We start from the raw sequence: 18772 nt of genomic DNA on the forward strand, positions 1-18772 counted from the left end.
CCCCTGCTGACCGCCACCCTGTTCGCCGGGGCCGTGACCACCCTGGGGCAGGCGGCGCGGGATCAGGACGCCGGCGGCGGCCTGCTGGGCGACGCGGGGGACGCGGCCGCCATCGAGGCCTCGCGGGTGGGCGGCCGGCTCATCGACCGGGAGCTTCAGGTCCGGCCCTCCATCCGGCTTCGGCCCGGGGCGCCCGTCCGGGTGCTGATCACGCGGGATCTGGTTCTGGAGCCTTACAATCCATGACCCGGATCACGCGCCCATCCCGCTGGAGCCCGCCCCGCTGGATCTGGGCCGGCGCCGCAGTCCTGGCGCTGGCCTGCGGGGCCGCGGCCTGGCCCCGCAGCGGCCCCCCGCCGCTGTTGATCAATGAGAGCCCCAGCCTGCCTGAAGGCGTCTACGGTCTCGAGCGTCGAACCGCCGGGCTGGGCGCGACGGTGGCCGTGGCCCAGCCGCCGGCGGGGCGCGCCTATCTGGCGGCTCTGGGCATGCCCGGGGAGGTGATGCTGATCAAGCGCGTGGCCGCTGTCCAGGGTGACCGGGTCTGCCTGGACGGCGAGCGCCTGACCGCCGGGTCGCAGACGCGCCGGGTCCGCCGCCGTGACGGCCAGGGCCGGGTTCTGCCCCTGTGGGCCGGTTGCAGGCTGCTAGGGCCCGGCGAGCTTTTCCTGCTGGGCGACACGCCCGGCAGCTTCGACAGCCGATATTTCGGCCCGGTGCATCGCGACCAGGTCATCGGCGTCTATCGGGAGATCTTCACATGGTGAAATCAACATTGACGGCGCTTTGCCTCCTGGCCTGCTCCGGGTCGGCACAGGCCCAGAACGAACCGCTGGACTGGTCCGGCGCCGGCGGCGACATGTTCGGCCGGTCCGTCCAGGAGGCATCATCGGAGGCGGGGGAGGGGCCGCCGCGGCTGCCCTCCCTGAGCCAGCCCTTCCAGGAGGAGATCGCCCAGGCGGCGGCGCGCCACGGCCTGGATCAGAAGCTGCTGCATGCTCTCGTTCTGACGGAGTCCGCCTATGCCCCGGACGCGGTCTCCGTCGCCGGCGCGGCGGGCCTGACCCAGCTGATGCCCGGCACGGCGCGGGAGCTGGGGGTGGCGGACCGGTTCGATCCCGCCGAGAACCTGCGCGGCGGCGCCGACTATCTGGCCCGTCAGATCCTCCGCTTCGGCGATCTTCGCCTGGCCCTGGCGGCCTACAACGCCGGGCCGGGTCGGGTGGCGCGTCTGGGGCGCACGCCGGACATCGCCGAGACCCAGGCCTATGTGGACCATGTGATCGAATGCTACCTGGCGCTGACGGCGGGCCGGCGCCCGCTCAGCCGCCTGCAATGCGGCCCGGATGGCCGGAGGGGGCCATGATCGAGCCCGGGAACCCGATCCCCGTGTCCGGCGGCGAGGCGTGCGGGGATGACGACCTGCTCACCCGCAAGGAGGCTTCGGCCTTTCTCGCCCAGTGCGGCGTGCCGCTGAAACCGGCGACCCTGGCCCGTCTGTGGTCCACCGGATCCGGCGGCCCGCCATGCCGCCACATCCGCTCCCGGCCCTATTATCCCAGGGGGCTCCTGCGGGAGTGGGCCAGGGCGCAGATGACGGAGGTCCGCACCGGCGCGCCGGCGGCGGCCAAGGGGCGGCGCCGTGCATAGGGTGCGCGCCTTCAGGCCGGGAGGCTCGCTGTGAGCGGCGGTGTCGAAGACGGTACGGAAGATGTGGGCGGACGGGACGACCGGCTGCTGGACTGGCCCCAGGTGGCCCGCATCGCCAGCATCAGCCGCTCGACCGCCTGGCGCATGGAGCGCGACGGCGCCTTTCCGCGCCGGGTGCGCGTCTCGCCGGGGCGGGTCGGCTGGTGGGAGAGCGAACTGACCCGCTGGAAACGCTCGCGCGGCGCCGAGACTCCGCCGCCGCCGCCGCGTAAGCCGGCGCGCACGCCCCAGCTTCCGGGCACGGCGCGGCCCATGCCGGCGCCCGGTGCGTCAGCGCCTCCGCCGCGCGCCGCGAAGCCCCGGCGGCGAGGCTCCAAGACGCCGAGCGCCCAGATGGACTTCGGCTTCTGACGTCAGCCGGCCTTGGGCTTATGTCCTCTCCTGGCGGGCTTTCGCCCGCCCTGTCCCAGTCCCATCTGCCTGGCCAGATCGGAACGGGCCTTGGCGTAGTTGGGCGCCACCATGGGATAGTCGTGCGGCAGGCCCCATTTGGCCCGGTATTCCTCCGGCGTCATGCCGTATTTGGCGGACAGGTGGCGCTTGAGGGACTTGTACCTGGACCCGTCCTCCAGGCTGATGATGTAGTCCGGGGTCACGCTCTTGCGGATCGGTACGGCGGGCTCCTGGGGCTCTTTTTCCGGCTCAGCGCCGGACGTCACACCGATCAGGGCTGCGTGCACGCCGGTGATCAGGCCCGCAAGGTCATCGGGCGCCACGGCGTTGTTGGAGACATAGGCTGTGACGATGTCTGCGGTCATGCCGGCCAGGTCGGCCTCGATGCGGGTCTCATCCATCAGTCGTGAACTCCGGGGCGCGGGGAAGAAGGCGTTACCTTGCATGGAACGGCGGGCGGTCGCAAACGTCCCGGTTGCGGCGTCAACGCCTCTGGGCGCACCAGGCGCGCGCTATGCCTGGCCGCTGCGCCGTCTTCGATGAGGAAGCAGTTGGTCGAAAGCCTCGGACTCGCCTGCGGGGGCCGCGGCGCTGCGCCTTCGGCGGGGTCGCAACCCTATGCGGGCGGGGCGCTGCAGCCGATATCGGCGTCAAGAGCCCTGAACGACCGCGTCTCCAGTCTGGGGAAGAGCGTGAGGTCGGCGCGGATCTCCACGGTCTCAAGATCGACCCGGAAGCCGCAGTAATCGGCGCTGCGCGGCGTCGACTGATCGAAGATGAACGCGGTCATTCGCCCTTCCGCCGTGGCGAGCACCTTCCAGTAGCCGGACGGCACGCGGTGCCGCCGCCGGCCGTCCGGCATGGGCAGTTCGGGCATGGGACGCTCGTAGAACGGGCCGGTCAGCACATAAAGGGCCCCGGGCGACAGGCCGTCGGTGCGGGTCACCAGCTCCCGCTCGCGGGCTTCCAGATGTTGCCAGGACGCCTGGTTGAGGGCTGAGCCCTGCGGCGTGATGTTCGACAGATAGTTGGTGTCGGGAGCGAAGGGCGTGCCGGAGAAGGCCGCCAGCGGGGCCTGATGCCCCCGATCTATGCCGAGTGCGGCGGATGCGCTGTCGTAGTCCCCCGGCGCCAGGGTTTCCTCTTCTCCCAGCCAGGGGTCTGCCTGCCAGCGCCGTCCCTGGGATGGTCCGATGGTTTCGGCGGTCACCCGGTAGGCGACCCAGTCCGCGAACTTTGTCCGGTCATTGGAGGACAGGGTGTAGATTTCGCGTACGACCAGGTCGTTCGTGGATGACGCGCCTGCGGGGCAGCCATGCAGGCAGTGAAAGGTATGAACCTCGGCCTCGTCCGCCATGGCGGACGTTCCGGCGAGGGCGAGGGCGGCTGCAGCGACGTTGACAATCCAGCCCATCGACCTCTCTCCTTATGGTTGTCTTGTGCGCTGAGTCGCGGCGTCATTCAATTCGGGGATGCATCATGGCCAAGACGGCTGCGGCGACGGCGCCGAAACCGAAGGACCCGGTCAAGCGCTTGGTCTTCTTCTTCGACGGGACCACCAACACCCTGGACGCCCGGTTTCCCACCAATGTGGTCAAGCTCGCCCAGAGCATCGCCCCGGTCGCCAGGGGCGTGTCCCAGCTCATCTACTATGATCGGGGCGTGGGGTCCGACGCGGGCGAGAAGGTCCGGGGCGGGGCTCTCGGCCACGGCTTGGACAAGAACCTCTACGAGGCCTACTCTTTCCTGCTTTTCAACTACACGCCGGGCGACGAGATCTACGTCTTCGGCTTCAGCCGCGGGGCCTTTACGGCGCGATCGTTCGTGGGGCTGATCTACAACTGCGGCGTGTTGAGAAGACGGGACGCCGGCGACATCGCTGAGGCCATTGCGTTCTATCGCAGCCGTGATGAGCTGGACCATCCGCTTTGTGAGCGGATGATGGAGTATCGGCGCAAATACTCCCTGGAGGTCTGCGTGGATCCCCGGGAAGACGAGTGGCGGCAGAGAACGGTCCCGAACTACCGACCCGGCGATGCGCAGCCCCTGGAGATTAGCTACCTGGGCGTCTGGGACACGGTGGCGGCCCTGGGTCTGCCGGCGCACTGGTGGCTGTCCCGGCTCGACCGGCGCAAATATCAGTTCCACGACGCCCAGCTGGCGCGCTTTGTCCGGCGCGCCCGCCATGCGGTCTCCCTAGACGAGCGGCGCCGGACCTTCGCCCCGACCCTGTGGCACAATGTGGACGCGCTCAATGCGGCTCAAGGCGTGCCGTCCTCGGACCCGGACGCGCCCTATCAGCAGCAGTGGTTTCCGGGCGACCATGGCTCGGTCGGGGGCGGGGGCGATATCGAGGGGCTGTCCGACGCCGCTCTGGACTGGATCGTGGACGGGGCCCGGGAGGCGGGCCTGAATGTGGACGCCATGCCCTCGTCACGCATCTTCGAGATCGTGCCCGATCACCGGGTCCCGCTGGAGAATGTCAGTCCGCCGCGGCATCCCACCCTGTGGCAGCGTATTTCCGCATGGGTGCAGCGGCGGTTTCAAAAGGCCGACCGGACGGGGCCTGAGCATCTTCACGAAGTTCACGACAGCGCCCGGCGGCGCTGGCTGGACCTGCCCGACAACCTGCCCGGCGGGCTGTATCGCCCCGCTTCACTCAGACGGGTCGCGGACCAGCTCAATGAACTGGACCCCAAGGCGTACGGTGTGGATCGGCCCCTGAGCGAGCTCAATGATCCGGCCCTGTTTGGCCGGCATGAGGTCCGACCTAACGAAAGTCTCGGGTCCATCGCCCTGAAGACCCTTGGATCCAGAGACAAGGCCAGAATCATCTTCGAGGCGAACCGGGACAAGATGCCGACGCCCGCCAAACTGCGCGCCGGTGATGTGCTGAGGATCCCGCGCGCCTGACAGGCGCCGCCGCCGGTATGCCGCGTCAGTCCCGGTCCGCCGAGAAGGCCGTATCCCGTTGGGTGCGGAGCTCATCGAGGCGTCCGGTGAGCGCCCGGCTGATGTTCTCGTATGCTGTGCCGCCCAAGGCGAGGCGGCGGGGCGGATTCTCGGCGTCGCCGGCGGCGATCATGGCCTGGGCCGTGCGCTGCGCGTCGCCCTTGATCTCGAAACCTCCGCCTGTGACGGCGCGCCTCACATCGCCCGCCGGCGTTGCGTCGTAGACGGCCATGGGTTCAGCCACGTCCAGCCCGGAGCCGAAGCCCGCCGCGGTTGGGCCGGGCTCGACCAGGGTGAACCGGACGCCGAAGTGTTCATCCGTGCCGAACCGCGCAGGTTCATTCGGTAGACCCTCCTCATCCAGTCGCCGGTCGCCACGCCAGGAGGCGAGCTTCCATCTCGGTGGTCATGTCCTCGATGCTGCTCGCCCCTTGTGGGAGGGGGCGTGGGCCTTCCGCCTGGACCCTCCAGGCGCAGGTCATCAGGCGGTCGGCGCTGCGTATGGCGTCGGCTGCGGGCCACCACTGTTTCAGCGCCTGGCCCAGACTGGGCCGATAGTCCTCGGGTTCGGGACCGAGCAGCACCAGGGGCGCGATGGCCGCGAGGGCATCGTCGCGGGTCGCCAGGATTGTCCTGACGTGTCGCGCCTCGCTGGCCTGGACGGCGTCGGCGAAGTAGCTGAGATAGGTGATGTCCCAAGCGGCATTTCGAACGCCGGCGAGGGCCTTGGTCCTGTCGTTCCCGCGGAGCCCCTTCATCATCTTCGACGGTCGCCGCCCCGAGAAATAAACGGCGGCGAAGAGCGCGGCCGGGCCACAGAGCTGGAAGTCCTCGTACATCCAGTCGATCAGGCGCTCGAACCGGGCTGCTGGCTTCAGGTCATCGAGCTCCAGGCCGGCGATCTTCAGAGCGGCCACATAGTTCCGTCGCCAGCGGCGAAGTGGCCTGGCGAGGTCCGCCGTCTCTCTCGGCGCCGGTCCTGCGACTGTCAGCGCCGACGTGCGGCCGAACGCGAAGTCGATCCAGGCCTGCGCGTCTCCGCCCCGATCAGCGGCGCGGAACCAGGCGAGTTCATCGAGAGCGGCGGTCTTGCCCTGGACCTGCGCCAGCTCGTGGAAGGAGATCGATGGATCGATGTCGAGGTCCATCGCCTTGCAGAAGGCCATCAGGCGGACAGCCGATAACTGGGCGTCGTCTGGCTCCGTGCCAGCGCCCAGGCGGCAGGCCTGGGCCAGGCGGGAGATGAAGTTGCGATCCGCCATGACCACGAGGTTCCAGCCCTCGAGGTCATGGGCGCACCGAATCGCGGCGATGTCCAGATAGCCGACGGACGGCGGAGTGAAGCCAGGGACGAGATGGCCCGAGGTTTGAAGCTTGCGGCCGAGAGCCGCCACGTCGCTGAAGGGAAAACGAGGGTCGAATGTGAAGGTGACGCTTCCGGACATGGTCACATCGTGTCTAGGTGAGCGTCTAGCCGCGCCAGGATCGCATCCAGGCTTGGCTGTTCGCGGTAGTAGAGGGCCCGGGTCAGGTCGTAGGCTTCAACATAGCGGCGACGGGTCGCGGGGTCTTCGAGGGTGAAGGCGGGATTGTTGCGCAGGACAGGCTCGTCCCCGGCCGGAAAGCGCCTGCGCTTGTGGTCGAGGTAAGCGTCACTTCCGATGAAGCCCAGGACCTGCTCATCGGCGAGGAGACAGTAGACGTCGTAATAGTGGCGCATGAAGTTGGTCGGCATGTCCCCCGACGCCTGCTGCCGACGATATTTGGTCGAGATGGTCTGCAGCTTCTCGACGAGCGTATAGCCCGGGTCATAGCAGCGGGCGTCAACGGCCCGGTTGTCCATCAGGCCTTCGAGGCCGGCGGCGCTCGCTCGATCCCAGACCCATGACGAAATGAGGCGCGGGGCGTTCGGAGAGACCTGATCGAAGCCGGCTTCGAGAAGCACGCCTGCCTTCACGCCCTGGGGCAGGGGTGTCAGCTCCGGATAGATCAGACGGATGCCGGCGCTGAAGAGTCGGTCGTTGTCGAAGGCGTGGTCTCTGAGGACCTCGACGATTCCGGGAATGGCGAGCTGAGGCGCGAGGCCGTCGAAGAAGGCGCGCCTCTGGTCAATATGGGCGGGCTTGGTGTGATTGCGCCCTGTGGGCACCGGGTGGTTCGGGTGGATGAGGATGTCGATGTCCTCGGAGAACCGGTCGATCAGGCCGTATCCCTTTGACAGGGAAGTCCCGCCCTTGAGTTCGAAGGCCATGCCGAGCTGCTGCAGGCCCCAAAGGACATGCATAATCCAGTAGTCTTTCTCGACCAGGGCGGGGTCGATCGCCATCTCGCCCGCGACCACCTCGATCAGGACGGCGTAGTCTTCGGTCTCGTGAAGAAGCGGCATCTCTGTCAGGCCGCCTGGAACGCCCGGGAGACGAGCTTCCCGGCGCGAACCGAGCCGAAGTCCCGGGCCGCCCTGGCCAGGCGAACGGGATCCATGGATCGCGCGCGTTCGAGCGCCCGGGGCAGAAGCTCGGCCTTGTCTTCCGCCAGCCGGTCCATGGTCTGCAGGAGATCGACCAGCAGGACCTCCTGGGTGAGGCGCGTCGGAACGGAGGGCTTCTTGCGAAAGTCGTAGGTCCGGCCGCCGAGCTTGAACCGGCCGTGTCGCTTGAGATTGTAGACCACCGGCTCGTTGTACAGCTGCGTCGAGCCCACTCCCAGGCCATTGAACGCACTCGGAGACACCATCAGGAAGCGGTCATCCTTCAGGAAGGCCTCGACCAGCTTCTCGGGACGGGCGGGCGCCTTGCCGAACCGGGTCTGACGGGGCGCCATGTAGACGCCGCCGGAGACCTTTTCCAGCCGGCCTTCGTCCAGCAGTTGCCGCACGTGGCGGTCTACAGCATTGGACCACTTCTCGAGGTCCTGACGACGATAGACCTGACCGGGTCGCAGCCGTTTTTTCAGTTCGTTCAGCGCGGACATGAACACCTCCGAGCTCGATGTAGGAGCCCTTCGCCGATGGTGCAACATATTTGATTTAAAATCCATGCACACCCTATCGGCTGTGGCGATGCTCGCCCTTGCGCCGGGCCGTTTGCGACCTCGCCCGCTCAATGGCGACGAAACCCGGGGCCGATGCCCTTGCCGAAAATGGAAATGCTACGGTTGTGAACCTGAAGGCGAGCTTCTGTCCGAACAACGCTATTGTTCCGGGCTGAAGTTGCATCCACGATCCTGGCATAGGTTGGGGAGTCGACGTGAAGAACACTGATCAGGATGCCGAGTGGCGCGGCGCCCACTTGGAATGACTGAAGCGCGATCGGCGGACGACGGTGGGTAACCGTTCAAGATCAGGCCGCACGCCAGGAGGAGAACCCGACCGCCTCCTAGTGTTGGCCGGCGGAGCCCGGCACTTCTGGATCAAGCTGCAGTGGGAGGCCAATCGGCTGAAGACTGCCCGGGAGGCTGCACCCTTCGACCTGATTTCGACCCTCTACGGCGCGATCAATTTCGCCATCACCGCCCAGTCGCTGGAGGACTGGACGATCAAGGCTCTGACCAGGCGCGACCGTCGCAACGGTTTGAATGCAGGCTCCTATCGCAAGGCCATCGCCGAAGCGGTGCCGATGCAGCCCGCCTTTCGCGATATCGCCAACACCGCCAAGCACGGAGAATATCGCGACGACAACTGGTTGGGCGGAACGGTCGAACTGGTGCACACACCGGGCTTCACGGGCACCGCGAAAGAGTATGTGCTGATCTACCATGGCGACGGACCGACCGCTCAGACCAGTTTGGAGGTGTTCGACCAGGCCACGCGGCAGTGGCGCTTCTATCTCACCCGAATGAGGGTTCCCGGCTTCGAAGGACTGCCGACACGCTGACGGGCTCGCGAGCCAAAGGGTACGACAGGATCGGTCGCGGGAGGGGCGCGCAACGGCCAATGGCCGTCGAACGGACGGACAAATCATCCTAGCATGCGGACAGCATCAAGGAGGGCCCATGTCCGGACGGCGCGATCGCAGTCATGCCGGTTACGGGTCGCCCTTCGCGAACCTGGTCTATGCCTATCGTCAGAGCGACGGGGCGATCGTCCATGTTCGCGACGTCGACAGCGGCTTCGACGCGGACCTGCTTTGCCCGGCTGCGACCTGCCGATCGCCGCTGACCGCCCGCAAAGGGCCCCTGGGGCGAGCAGAGCATTTCGCGCACAGGCCGGGAACGCGTCCCTGCACCTGGAAGGAAACGTCGGCGCACTATGAAGCGAAGGCGGCGCTCGCTGCGGCCCTGACCCTGACCCTGCCCGCCGGCGTCGCCGAGTTCGAGGGAGCCAGGCTGGAGGTCAGTCGGCAAGGCCGTTTGGATTTCGACGATGTCTCGATCGAGTTTCGGATGGACGGCATTACCCCCGATGTCGTGCTGCGCAAATCGGTCAATGGCGTGGTGCATGAACTGCTGGTCGAGGTGAAGGTCACCAACGGCTGCGGACCGGAGAAGATCGCGCGGATTCGGGAGGGGAAGCATGCGGCTGTCGAAATCGATCTCGCGCGCTGGAAGCACGCGAGCGTCGAGGACATCCATGCCGCCGTTCTGCGCGATGCGCCGCGTAGCTGGCTCTACAACGACAAGATCGAGGCCGGCGTCGGGGCCCTGAAAGCAGAAGCGCAGGCGCGGGCCGAAGCGGCGGCCAAGGTGCTTCTCGATCGCGCGCGTGCGGTGGCCGGCGCCCGGGCCTCTCATCCGAAAGGGCTGGAAGCGGTCGCTGCGCTCGACGCAATTGGAGAGGGGCGGCTGTGCCGTGTGAAAGTGGATTCCGACGGGGTGTTCTCCGTACCTTCGGAGGAGTGGCAGGCCGCCCTGGCGTGGCGGTATGTGATCGTTGAGTACGGCGACAGCTATCTGTCTCGGGGGTTCTCGCTGACCACCGCGGCGACCTGGATGAGGGCGAGCGGTCTTGTCCACCCCGGCTTCCGGGAACCGCTTGAGAGCAATGTCATCAGGGCCCTGAAGCGAGCCGATCCGGGTTTCCGCAGTCCGCAGATGCTGGTGAAGCAGTATTTGCAGGGCGTCGCCCGGCTGGGTCCTCTCATCTCCACGGAGAATGATCGGTGGGAGCGGCGGCCGGCGTTCGACGTCGCCGTGCGAAAGTCTCAGGATGATGAGCGACGCCGGGTCCAACGTACTGAGGGCGTTCGCCGGCGGGTGCTGACCCTGGTGGCCCAGGCGACCGAGAAGGAACGCGAGGGGTTTGAGGTCCGGACATGGGAGCGCGAGCCGGTCGAAGGTCTGGGTCTGACGCTCGATGCGATCGTCCGCGACGCGAGTTTTGAGGCCTTCGAGGAAGGGCTTAGCCGCATCGAGGCCGCCGTGGGCTGGCGCGGCGTCTGGGAGGACGGCTCGACCTATGGGCTTCCACTGGACGGAGCGATCCGGCGGGGTGTCGAGGCCAAGCTTGCGCGAGAGGCCGCCGATAAGGAGGCGAGGCGGGAAGCGGAACGCTCAAGAATTCAGGGGCTCGTCGAGAGGATCGAGGCCTGCGCGGTCCGACTGATGGGACCGGATGAGGGGCTGGGGTGGATGGCGCCCCGCCGCGCCGCGCTCCTGATCTCGGACGCTGCGCGGAATGAAGCGCATGTGGCTCTCGCGGATTTCGAGCGGGCGCTGAAGGCGCAGGCGGCCCTGGATGACCTGGCGGCGGAAATGCGGGCGATCCTGGAGAAGGCGGCGGAGGTGCGATTCGGGGATGCGACGTCCTTGTTTCTCCACACGGGAAACAATCACTGCCGGGGCCAGCATCCCTGGACCTATACGGTGGACAGACACACCCTCAGGGAGGCTCTCCATGCCGTCGCGATGGCTCCAGCGCCTCGGCGTCGCAAATACTGAATCCCGGGGACCGGACCGGTCTACCTGCTGATAGTGTTCCTTCAAGGCTGCCTGCCTGATGTTCCTTCGTCGGCGGAGGGATTGAAGAACCGCAGCGCGGAACGCGCAGTCATTGCGTAGTCGGGCGCGGCAGCCGAGCTTTCTGCGGACGGGTTGACGACTGAAAGAAGCAGGGCTTCCAGCCGGGTGATCGCGGCCTGTTTCTCGGCCATGTAGTTGTGCTGCACATAGACCGCCATTGTGATGGGCGATCCTCCGCCCAGATCGCCGGCATGGTTGAGAAGCTTGGACAGGATGAAGGGGCTCACGCCGGCGATAGCCAGGCGGGTGGCGCCGCTGCGCCGAAGGTCGTGCACGGTGATGTCGGGCGACCCGATGCCCTCCCGGATGTCACGCATGGCATGGCTGATGGCCGCCGGCGAAAGGCATGGCGACACCTTGCTGCGGCCGACGAAAACAAAGGGGGAGGGGGCCTCCCCGGGCTGCGGCTCGGGCCGCAGCGACATCGCCTCCCGGATCAGGGAGATCGCCGTGCCGCAAAGCGGAACCGCTGTGACCCGGCCAGCCTTGGTCTTCTCCGCCGGGATCGTCCAGACGCGCGCTGCGAAATCGATCTCGGGCACGCGCATCATGGCGATCTCGCCCCGGCGCTGAAGCGTCAGCATGGCCAGCTGGATGGCGATGCGGACCGGCCGGCTGACCATCACCGGCTCGTCACGGCCTCCGGGCAGGGGGCGCCTTAGACCCGAGGGATCGATGAGCGCGCTCCACAGCGCCCGGGTCTCCTCATCAGTGAGGATGCGGGTGCGGGGGGGTTCCTCGGCAAGGTCTGCGAGCTCTCCGGCCGGATTGCGGGTCACCCGGCCTTCCAGCGTGCCCCATGCATAGATCTGGCGCAGCAGGCCCCTGACCCGGTTGGATGTGACGCCGCGGCCCGCCGCCAGCAGCTCCCGTAGCGGCTTCCTGACGGCATCCCGGGTCAATGCCTCGACCCTGATGGAGCCGAGGGACGCCAGATACTTCCTGTACAGGTAGCGCTCGGCCTTGATGGTCTGGGGACGCTTACGCCGCCGACTGGGGCGATACTCGCCGGTCTCGCAGACGGCGAAGTAGGCTTCAGCCAGGTCATCGACCGTGCGGATGGCCTCGGCCTTGGCCTCAGCCTTCTTGAGCTGCCGCCGGGTTGCCGGGTCTCCGCCGTCATCGACTTCGGTCTGTATCTTGCGGGCGCGGGCCCTGGCGCCCGCCACGGTGAGCGCCGAGGTGTCGCCGGTCGCGTGCTCCGGCGGAACGTAGTGGCCGAGTCGGATGCGCGGTTGACTTCCGTCCGGTCGGCGGTACCTGTATCCCCAGATTTTGGTGTCCGAGGACACCCGGAGATAGAGCCCCTTGAGGGCTGTATCCCAAAGCTCCAGACGGCCGCCTTCGACGGCCTTGGCCGACGACACTGTCCGGTCCGTGAGCTTCAAAGTCGGCATCCAGTTCTCCGATGAGCCCCTTCTGCTGGGGCACATATGGGGCACAGATTGCAGCAACTCGAAGAATAGCGGTGAAATGCAGTGGCGTCAAAAACGCTAATTGGAACAACGCACTAACACTGTCCTGAATAGTGATGAAAAGTGCCGAAAACAACCTATGATAGCGCTGGGGGTCAAGGGGTCGCAGGTTCGAATCCTGTCGCTCCGACCATTTCCTGAATCTGGAATGGATCGATCCGGGGCCGCTTTCGGGCGGCCCCGCGATTGCTCACCCCCGCTCGGCCCACCGGAGCAGCGGGATCAGGGGCACGCCCCACAGGACGCCGGCCACCGGATAGAAGATCAGGTCCACCCAGAAGCTGTCCGGCAGGGCGTCGGCCACCACCGTCGCCAGCCAGATGTAGAAGGCCAGGAACGTCAGCGTGGCGATGGCGGCGATGATGCGGCGGGTGCGTCCGGGCATGGGGCTCATCGCTTGTTGCGGGTGAGGAAATAGACCAGCAACACGATCACTGACCCGGCCATGGCCCAGATGACCCAGCGGATGTCGCCCATGGCGTGGGCGCCGAACACCCGCACGGCCAGGAACCAGCCGCAGGCCGCGCCGGTCAGGGACGCCAGCAGGGTGCGGGCGATGCCGCGTCCGCCGGTCAGCAGGTCGGCGATCCAGCCGAGGGCCAGGACCCCCGCGACCGCCAGGATGATGTCCAGATGCTGCACGTCTCGCTCCGTGGTGGCGGCGACCGCTTGTCGCTGCGCCGATTTGCGACTGGTCCTTACGCTATTCCGTGGGCATAGGGGAAACGTCGGGCCGTCCGGTCCGCGCTTTTGCTCCTTTAGTGAACGACGGCTGGCCAATGAACCGTTTTTCCGCATGGGATCGCTCGCGTCCGGTGGCGATCTGGCTGTTCTGCGTGGCGGCGCTGGTCTTCACCATGGTGGTGGTGGGCGGGATCACCCGGCTGACGGGCTCCGGCCTGTCGATCACCGAGTGGAAGCCGATCATGGGCGCGCTCCCCCCGATGAACGAGGCGGACTGGACCGAGGCCTTCGCGCTGTACCGGGAAATTCCCCAGTACCAGCAGGTCAACGCCGGCATGACCCTGGGCGAGTTCAAGGGCATTTTCTGGTGGGAGTGGATCCATCGCCAGCTGGGCCGGCTGATCGGCGCGGCCTTCGCCCTGCCGTTCCTGGCGTTCCTGGCCCTGAAGATGGTCCCGCGCCGGCTGGTGCTGCGCTGCGTGGTGCTGCTGGGCCTGGGCGGGCTGCAGGGCCTGATCGGCTGGTGGATGGTGTCGTCCGGGCTGAGCGAACGGGTGGACGTGGCGCCCGAGCGCCTGACCGTCCACCTGGGTCTGGCCTTCATCATCTTCATGGGCCTGATCTGGACCGGGCTGGAGGCCTGGTTCGGGGAGGACCGCACCCGCTCGCCCGCGGGCTGGAGCCGGTTCGCCGCCGTGGTGCTGGGCGTGGTGTTTGTCCAGAGCCTGCTGGGCGGGCTGGTGGCGGGCTCCAAGGCGGGCATGGTCTATACGGACTGGCCCCTGATGAACGGCATGGTGCTGGCTCCCGTGAATTGGGGGCAGGGGGCGCTGGCCTTCCTGCACGATCAGGCGCTGGTCCAGTTCAATCACCGGATCATGGCCTACGGGCTGCTGGCGCTGACCACGGTCTATGCGGTGCAGGTGATCCGCGCGAAGCTGGCGCAGGGCGCCGGGGCCTCGGCCTGGGTGCTGCTGGCGCTGGTCTGGGCCCAGGCGGTGCTGGGGATCGCCACCCTGATGCACGCCGTGCCGCTGTCGCTGGGCGTGCTGCACCAGGCCGGCGCGGCCGTGGTGCTGGGCGCGGCGACGGTGAATCTGTGGCTGGTGCGGCGCTCGCAGCCCCGGATGTTCGGCTGAATGGATGGGTATTTTAATACCGTATCGAAAAAGTCCTTCCGGAACAGTGCAATAGCCTTCATTGACGCCGAATAACGTCGTTGACGAACGCCGCCGCCCCCTCTATTGACCCCGCTTCCGCGCGGCGTCGGTCCCACGATCTGCGTCCGCGACCCGATTTCGCCTCAGGACACCTGATCATGTTGAAGACCACCACGGCTTCCCTGAAGCCGGCCGAGGTCGAGAAGAAGTGGATCCACATCGACGCCGAGGGCGTCGTTGTGGGCCGTCTCGCGACCTTCATCGCCAACCGCCTGCGCGGCAAGCACCGCCCGGACTACACCCCGCACGTTGACTGCGGCGACTATGTCGTCGTGACCAACGTCGACAAGGTGGTGTTCACCGGCAAGAAGAACACCGACAAGGTGTACTACCGCCACACCGGCCATCCCGGCGGCATCAAGGCCACGACCCCGGAGAAGGTCCTGGGCGGACGCTTCCCCGAGCGGGTTCTGGAAAAGGCCGTCGAGCGCATGCTGCCCAAGGAAAGCCCCCTGGCCCGCAAGCAAATGACGCACCTGCGCCTTTTCGTCGGTAGCTCGCACACCCACGAAGCCCAACAGCCGGAAACGATCGACTTCAAGTCGGCCAACTCCAAGAACACCCGGACCGTCTGATCATGACCGACGCGACCAATACCGAAATCGACACCGCCGCCCCGGCCGACACGCCCGCCGCCACCGGATTCGATGCCCTGAAGGGCATGGGTTCCGAAGGTGAATCGGCGCCGACCTACGTCCAGGAGCTGGACTCGCTGGGCCGCGCCTATTCGACCGGCAAGCGCAAGAACGCCATTGCCCGCGTGTGGATCAAGCCCGGCTCGGGCAAGATCACCGTCAACGGCAAGGAGCTGAACGCCTATTTCGCGCGCCCCGTGCTGCAGATGATGGTGGCCCAGCCGCTGACCGTCACCGACCGCACCACCCAGTTCGACGTGGTCTGCACCGTCCAGGGCTCCGGCCTGTCGGGCCAGGCCGGCGCCATCCGCCACGGCCTGTCGCACGCCCTGACGCACTATGAACCCGAGCTGCGCAAGGTTCTGAAGCCCCACGGCTTCCTGACCCGCGACAGCCGCGTCGTCGAGCGCAAGAAGTACGGCCGCGCCAAGGCCCGCCGCAGCTTCCAGTTCTCGAAGCGCTAAACCGTTCACGCGGTTTGGATCTGGGGCGCTTCGGGGACACCCGAAGCGCCCTTTTTCTTTGTTACGATATGTGATGGCAGGGCAACTGACCGACTGTCAGTTGCCTGAGTTGCGCCGTTGCCACTGGGAAAAGGCCCCTCGGCGGGGCGTCCAACTCCTTTCCTGATGATGAGTTGGACGAGCTGACATAATGTCTGTTGACGAGAGGTCCTCGATAGATCCCCATACCCGAAGGGATGCACATCTGTTTCGCTAATGCGGAGATGTGCCCGGTGTTCAGGAAAAAGCGGAAGCCTGCGGAGCCGATCGATTCGGTCTCGGTGCGCGTGCTCGGCCGCGCCATTGACGGCGAGGGAAGATGGGGCGTTCTGGCCGTTCCATTGATCTTGCTCATCCTACTAGTGGCCAGCGTTGGGGTGGCTGGCGGTGTCGCGTCCCTCAGCAGGTTGTTGACGGGGGCCTCCGTCGTTACTGAACCCGCAACCGGTCGGTTGCCGGAAGGACCATTGAATTGACCCACACCATCTTCATCGACGGCGAGGCCGGGACCACGGGGCTGGAGATCCGCGAGCGGCTGGAGGCGCGCGCGGATCTGGAGCTGCTGCTGCTGGGCGAGCGGCGGCGGGATGTGGACGCGCGGCGCGAGGCGCTGAACGCGGCCGATGCGGTGATCCTGTGCCTGCCCGATGACGCGGCGCGGGACGCGGTGGCGATGATCGAGAACCCGAAGGTGAAGGTGATCGACGCCTCCACGGCCCACCGGGTCGCGCCCGGCTGGACCTATGGCTTTCCCGAGATGGATGCGGACCAGCGCGCGGCGGTGGCGGGATCGACCCGGGTGTCGAACCCCGGCTGCTATCCCACCGGCTTCATCGCCCTGATGCGGCCGCTGGTGAAGGCCGGGCTGGTTCCTGCGGACCATCCTGTCAGCGTAAATGCGGTCAGCGGCTATTCCGGCGGCGGCAAGGCCATGATCGCCGAATTCGAGGCGCCGGATGCGGCCACGGCGCACCGGGCCTATGGGCTGACCCTGACCCACAAGCATGTGCCGGAGATGACGCGCCACGCGGGGCTGAGCCGGCCCGTGCTGTTCGCGCCGGCCGTTGGCGCCTATCGCCAGGGCATGCTGGTGGAGGTTCCGCTGCACCTGTCGGTCCTGCCGGAAACGCCGTCCATCGAGCGCCTGCACGGCGCGCTGGTGGAGGCCTATGCCGGGGCCCGGTTCGTGGAGGTGGCGGATCTGGAGACCACCGAGGCCATGACCGGCATCGAACCCGAGGGCCTGAACGGCACCAACCGCCTGCGGCTGCATGTGTTCGGCGAGCGGGGCGGCGCCCAGGCGCGGCTGGTGGCCCTGCTGGACAATCTGGGCAAGGGCGCCTCGGGGGCGGCCGTGCAGAACCTGAACCTGATGCTGGGCCTGGACGAGGGTCTGGGCCTGACCTGACCCCTGCAACCGGCGGGGCGAACCGGACGTAGCTGCGGCATGAGCCCGATCCTTCATCGCCGAATGCTGCTGACCGGGGCCGGCGCCATGGCGCTGGGCGCCTGTTCCGGACCGGCCGCAGCCGACCCGTCCGAGGCGCGCTTCGCCGACTCGCCCTTCCGCGACCTGAGCGAGGCCCGGTGGCGGCGGCGCCTGGGCCCCGCAGCCTATCGGGTTCTGCGTCAGGAGGGCACGGAGCAGCCCTACAGCAGCCCGCTGGACGACGAGCGACGTCGGGGAATCTACGCCTGCCGGGGCTGCGAGCTGCCGCTGTTCCGGTCGCGCTGGAAGTATGACTCCGGCACCGGCTGGCCCAGCTTTTACGATGTCATGCGGGACAATGTGGGGTTCAAGACCGACCGTCTGCTGGGCCTGCCGCGCACCGAGTACCACTGCGCCCGCTGCCTTGGGCATCAGGGCCACGTGTTCGACGACGGGCCCCGGCCCACGGGCAAGCGCTACTGCAACAACGGCGTAGCCCTGACCTTCCAGCCGGTCTGATCCGATCCCGGGTGGTGGAGGGGGCGGCCCAGGCGGTATGGGTGTCGGATGCCCCGGGCCCGAGAGAACCGCTGATGGAATTCCAGGACGACGCCTTTGTGCTGTCGGCCCGCGCGCACGGGGACACCGGCGTGGTGGTCGAGCTGCTGACCGAGCGGCACGGGCGCCATGCGGCCTATGTGGCGGGCGGGGCGTCGCGGCGGATGAAGCCGTTCCTGCAGCCGGGCGCGCGGGTGGTGGCCGACTACCGGGCGCGGACCTCGGAGCATCTGGGCTCGGCGAAGCTGGAGCCGGTGGGCGAGGGGCCTGCGGCCCTGTTCGACGACCCGCTGGCCCTGACCGGGCTGAACGCGGCGGCGGCGGTGGCCCAGGGGTCGTTGCCCGAGCGCGAACCCCATCCGGGGGCGTTCCTGGCCTTCGAGGCCCTGATGGGCGCGTTCGCCTTTCCCGACATCTGGCCCGCCGTATTCGTGCGCTTCGAGGCGGGCTTGCTGGAGGAGCTGGGCTTCGGCCTGGATCTGTCGAAATGCGCCGCCACCGGCGCGGCGGACGACCTGGTGTGGGTCAGCCCGCGCACGGGCCGGGCCGTCAGCCGGGCGGCGGGCGCGCCCTACGTCGACAAGCTGCTGCCGTTGCCGCCCTTCCTGCTGGGGGCGCAGGCCGGGCTGGGGGAGGGAGACGTGAAGGCGGGGCTGGACCTGACCGGCCACTTCCTGGAGGCCTTCGTCTTCCACCCCTTCAACAAGCCCCTGCCGCCCGCCCGGGTGTGGATGCTGGACAGGCTGGCCGAGGCCGGACGGCTGTAGCCCGGCGGACAGGTCCGCCGGGCTGGGCGCCGCCTACCAGTTCCAGGCGTCGTAGATGACCTCGATGATGTAGCCGTCGGTCTGGTCGATCAGGTAGATGTGGTTGTCCACGTGGACCCACTGGGTGCCGACCGGCGGATAGCCGAGGCCATAGAACCGATGGTCGTTGACCCGGTAGCGCCAGAAGATGCTGGGCAGGTAATCGCCTTCGGACCAGCGACGGCCCCAGTGCTGGCGGGGAACCGGATAGTATCCGTAGGTGGGGGCGTAGTAGAATCCGACCCTGAGGCCCGAATACCCGCCGAACCAGCTGTGGCTGCGCCACCAGTCAGCGCGGTGCCGGCGCTGCCAGTCCCGGCGCCAGTGATCGCGGTTCCAGCGCTGGCGGAATTCGCGATACTCGCGGCGATCCCTGCGCGCCTCCCGTCGATCGTCCCTGCGATCATCGCGGCGATCCCAGCGGTCGTCCCGGCGCTCGTCGCGCCGGTCCC

At 67.5% G+C, this 18772-nt stretch carries 24 protein-coding genes; 14 read left to right on the plus strand and 10 right to left on the minus strand.

Annotated features, from left to right (window positions below):
- The 5 genes from V7702_RS13185 to V7702_RS13205 all read left to right on the plus strand — a co-directional run.
- Positions 1–246, plus strand: a 246-nt coding sequence (locus V7702_RS13185; protein ID WP_335650565.1) for a TrbI/VirB10 family protein, incomplete at its 5' end; no start/stop codon positions are given.
- Entirely contained in the window at positions 243–767 is a 525-nt protein-coding gene (locus tag V7702_RS13190) for a S26 family signal peptidase (RefSeq protein WP_335650566.1), read from the plus strand. The genes V7702_RS13185 and V7702_RS13190, both read left to right, overlap by 4 nt.
- Positions 761–1366: a lytic transglycosylase domain-containing protein gene (locus V7702_RS13195; protein ID WP_335650567.1), complete on the plus strand. Its 606-nt coding sequence runs from the start codon at positions 761–763 to the stop codon at positions 1364–1366. The genes V7702_RS13190 and V7702_RS13195 overlap by 7 nt, the downstream gene beginning before the upstream one ends.
- On the plus strand, positions 1363–1650 hold the full coding sequence (locus tag V7702_RS13200; protein ID WP_335650568.1) for a hypothetical protein: 288 nt from the start codon (positions 1363–1365) through the stop codon (positions 1648–1650). Before V7702_RS13195 ends, V7702_RS13200 begins: the two co-directional genes overlap by 4 nt.
- 30 nt (positions 1651–1680) lie before the next feature.
- On the plus strand, positions 1681–2061 hold the full coding sequence (locus tag V7702_RS13205) for a helix-turn-helix transcriptional regulator (RefSeq protein WP_335650569.1): 381 nt from the start codon (positions 1681–1683) through the stop codon (positions 2059–2061).
- Between the two features lie 2 nt (positions 2062–2063).
- Here the strand turns inward: V7702_RS13205 and V7702_RS13210 are convergent, their stop codons facing one another.
- On the minus strand, positions 2064–2504 hold the full coding sequence (locus V7702_RS13210) for a MucR family transcriptional regulator (RefSeq protein ID WP_335650570.1): 441 nt from the start codon (positions 2502–2504) through the stop codon (positions 2064–2066).
- A gap of 215 nt (positions 2505–2719) precedes the next feature.
- Positions 2720–3517, minus strand: coding sequence for a DNA/RNA non-specific endonuclease (locus tag V7702_RS13215; RefSeq protein ID WP_335650571.1), 798 nt, complete (start codon positions 3515–3517; stop codon positions 2720–2722).
- A gap of 65 nt (positions 3518–3582) precedes the next feature.
- Here V7702_RS13215 and V7702_RS13220 point away from each other — a divergent pair, with 65 nt between their 5' ends.
- Complete coding sequence (locus V7702_RS13220; RefSeq protein ID WP_335650572.1) at positions 3583–5016, plus strand: phospholipase effector Tle1 domain-containing protein; 1434 nt, start codon at positions 3583–3585, stop codon at positions 5014–5016.
- A gap of 25 nt (positions 5017–5041) precedes the next feature.
- On the opposite strand, the gene V7702_RS13225 is transcribed toward V7702_RS13220, so the two are convergent.
- The 4 genes from V7702_RS13225 to V7702_RS13240 all read right to left on the minus strand — a co-directional run bounded on the left by V7702_RS13225 (position 5042) and on the right by V7702_RS13240 (position 8025).
- Positions 5042–5287 carry a hypothetical protein gene (locus tag V7702_RS13225; protein ID WP_335650573.1) on the minus strand — a complete coding sequence of 82 codons (246 nt, stop codon included), beginning with the start codon at positions 5285–5287 and terminating at the stop codon, positions 5042–5044.
- Positions 5288–5411: 124 nt separating this feature from the next.
- Positions 5412–6500 (minus strand): hypothetical protein, encoded by a 1089-nt coding sequence (locus V7702_RS13230; RefSeq protein WP_335650574.1) that lies wholly within the window; start codon positions 6498–6500, stop codon positions 5412–5414.
- A gap of 2 nt (positions 6501–6502) precedes the next feature.
- Positions 6503–7441 carry a nucleotidyl transferase AbiEii/AbiGii toxin family protein gene (locus V7702_RS13235; RefSeq protein ID WP_335650575.1) on the minus strand — a complete coding sequence of 313 codons (939 nt, stop codon included), beginning with the start codon at positions 7439–7441 and terminating at the stop codon, positions 6503–6505.
- 5 nt (positions 7442–7446) lie between these two features.
- The gene (locus tag V7702_RS13240) at positions 7447–8025 is read right to left on the minus strand and encodes a hypothetical protein (protein ID WP_335650576.1); all 579 of its coding nucleotides are present in this window, start codon (positions 8023–8025) and stop codon (positions 7447–7449) included.
- 410 nt (positions 8026–8435) lie between these two features.
- Here V7702_RS13240 and V7702_RS13245 point away from each other — a divergent pair, with 410 nt between their 5' ends.
- Together V7702_RS13245 and V7702_RS13250 are read left to right on the plus strand one after the other, a co-directional pair.
- Complete coding sequence (locus V7702_RS13245; RefSeq protein ID WP_335650577.1) at positions 8436–8927, plus strand: hypothetical protein; 492 nt, start codon at positions 8436–8438, stop codon at positions 8925–8927.
- A gap of 118 nt (positions 8928–9045) precedes the next feature.
- Positions 9046–10929, plus strand: a complete 1884-nt coding sequence (locus V7702_RS13250) for a hypothetical protein (protein WP_335650578.1) — start codon at positions 9046–9048, stop codon at positions 10927–10929.
- A gap of 41 nt (positions 10930–10970) precedes the next feature.
- On the opposite strand, the gene V7702_RS13255 is transcribed toward V7702_RS13250, so the two are convergent.
- The 3 genes from V7702_RS13255 to V7702_RS13265 form a co-directional block, all read right to left on the minus strand.
- Positions 10971–12443, minus strand: a complete 1473-nt coding sequence (locus V7702_RS13255) for a tyrosine-type recombinase/integrase (RefSeq protein ID WP_335650586.1) — start codon at positions 12441–12443, stop codon at positions 10971–10973.
- Between the two features lie 232 nt (positions 12444–12675).
- Positions 12676–12870 carry a DUF2842 domain-containing protein gene (locus tag V7702_RS13260; protein ID WP_335650579.1) on the minus strand — a complete coding sequence of 65 codons (195 nt, stop codon included), beginning with the start codon at positions 12868–12870 and terminating at the stop codon, positions 12676–12678.
- 5 nt (positions 12871–12875) lie between these two features.
- Complete coding sequence (locus V7702_RS13265; protein ID WP_335650580.1) at positions 12876–13127, minus strand: transglycosylase; 252 nt, start codon at positions 13125–13127, stop codon at positions 12876–12878.
- 137 nt (positions 13128–13264) lie between these two features.
- On the opposite strand from V7702_RS13265, the gene V7702_RS13270 reads away from it, so the two are divergent.
- The 6 genes from V7702_RS13270 to recO all read left to right on the plus strand — a co-directional run bounded on the left by V7702_RS13270 (position 13265) and on the right by recO (position 18281).
- Positions 13265–14308, plus strand: a complete 1044-nt coding sequence (locus tag V7702_RS13270; protein WP_335650581.1) for a COX15/CtaA family protein — start codon at positions 13265–13267, stop codon at positions 14306–14308.
- Positions 14309–14490: 182 nt separating this feature from the next.
- Positions 14491–14964, plus strand: coding sequence for a 50S ribosomal protein L13 (gene rplM / locus V7702_RS13275; RefSeq protein WP_335650587.1), 474 nt, complete (start codon positions 14491–14493; stop codon positions 14962–14964).
- Positions 14965–14966: 2 nt separating this feature from the next.
- Positions 14967–15488: a 30S ribosomal protein S9 gene (rpsI, locus tag V7702_RS13280; protein WP_335623602.1), complete on the plus strand. Its 522-nt coding sequence runs from the start codon at positions 14967–14969 to the stop codon at positions 15486–15488.
- A 511-nt stretch (positions 15489–15999) separates the two neighbouring features.
- The gene (argC, locus tag V7702_RS13285) at positions 16000–16935 is read left to right on the plus strand and encodes an N-acetyl-gamma-glutamyl-phosphate reductase (protein WP_335650582.1); all 936 of its coding nucleotides are present in this window, start codon (positions 16000–16002) and stop codon (positions 16933–16935) included.
- A gap of 39 nt (positions 16936–16974) precedes the next feature.
- Complete coding sequence (gene msrB / locus V7702_RS13290; protein ID WP_335650583.1) at positions 16975–17475, plus strand: peptide-methionine (R)-S-oxide reductase MsrB; 501 nt, start codon at positions 16975–16977, stop codon at positions 17473–17475.
- 74 nt (positions 17476–17549) lie between these two features.
- Positions 17550–18281 carry a DNA repair protein RecO gene (recO, locus tag V7702_RS13295; RefSeq protein WP_335650584.1) on the plus strand — a complete coding sequence of 244 codons (732 nt, stop codon included), beginning with the start codon at positions 17550–17552 and terminating at the stop codon, positions 18279–18281.
- Between the two features lie 33 nt (positions 18282–18314).
- On the opposite strand, the gene V7702_RS13300 is transcribed toward recO, so the two are convergent.
- The coding region (locus V7702_RS13300) for an RcnB family protein (protein ID WP_335650585.1) at positions 18315–18772 on the minus strand (458 nt) is incomplete at its 5' end.

The sequence above is a fragment of the Phenylobacterium sp. genome (assembly GCF_036963605.1).
In the GTDB taxonomy this organism is placed as follows: domain Bacteria; phylum Pseudomonadota; class Alphaproteobacteria; order Caulobacterales; family Caulobacteraceae; genus Phenylobacterium.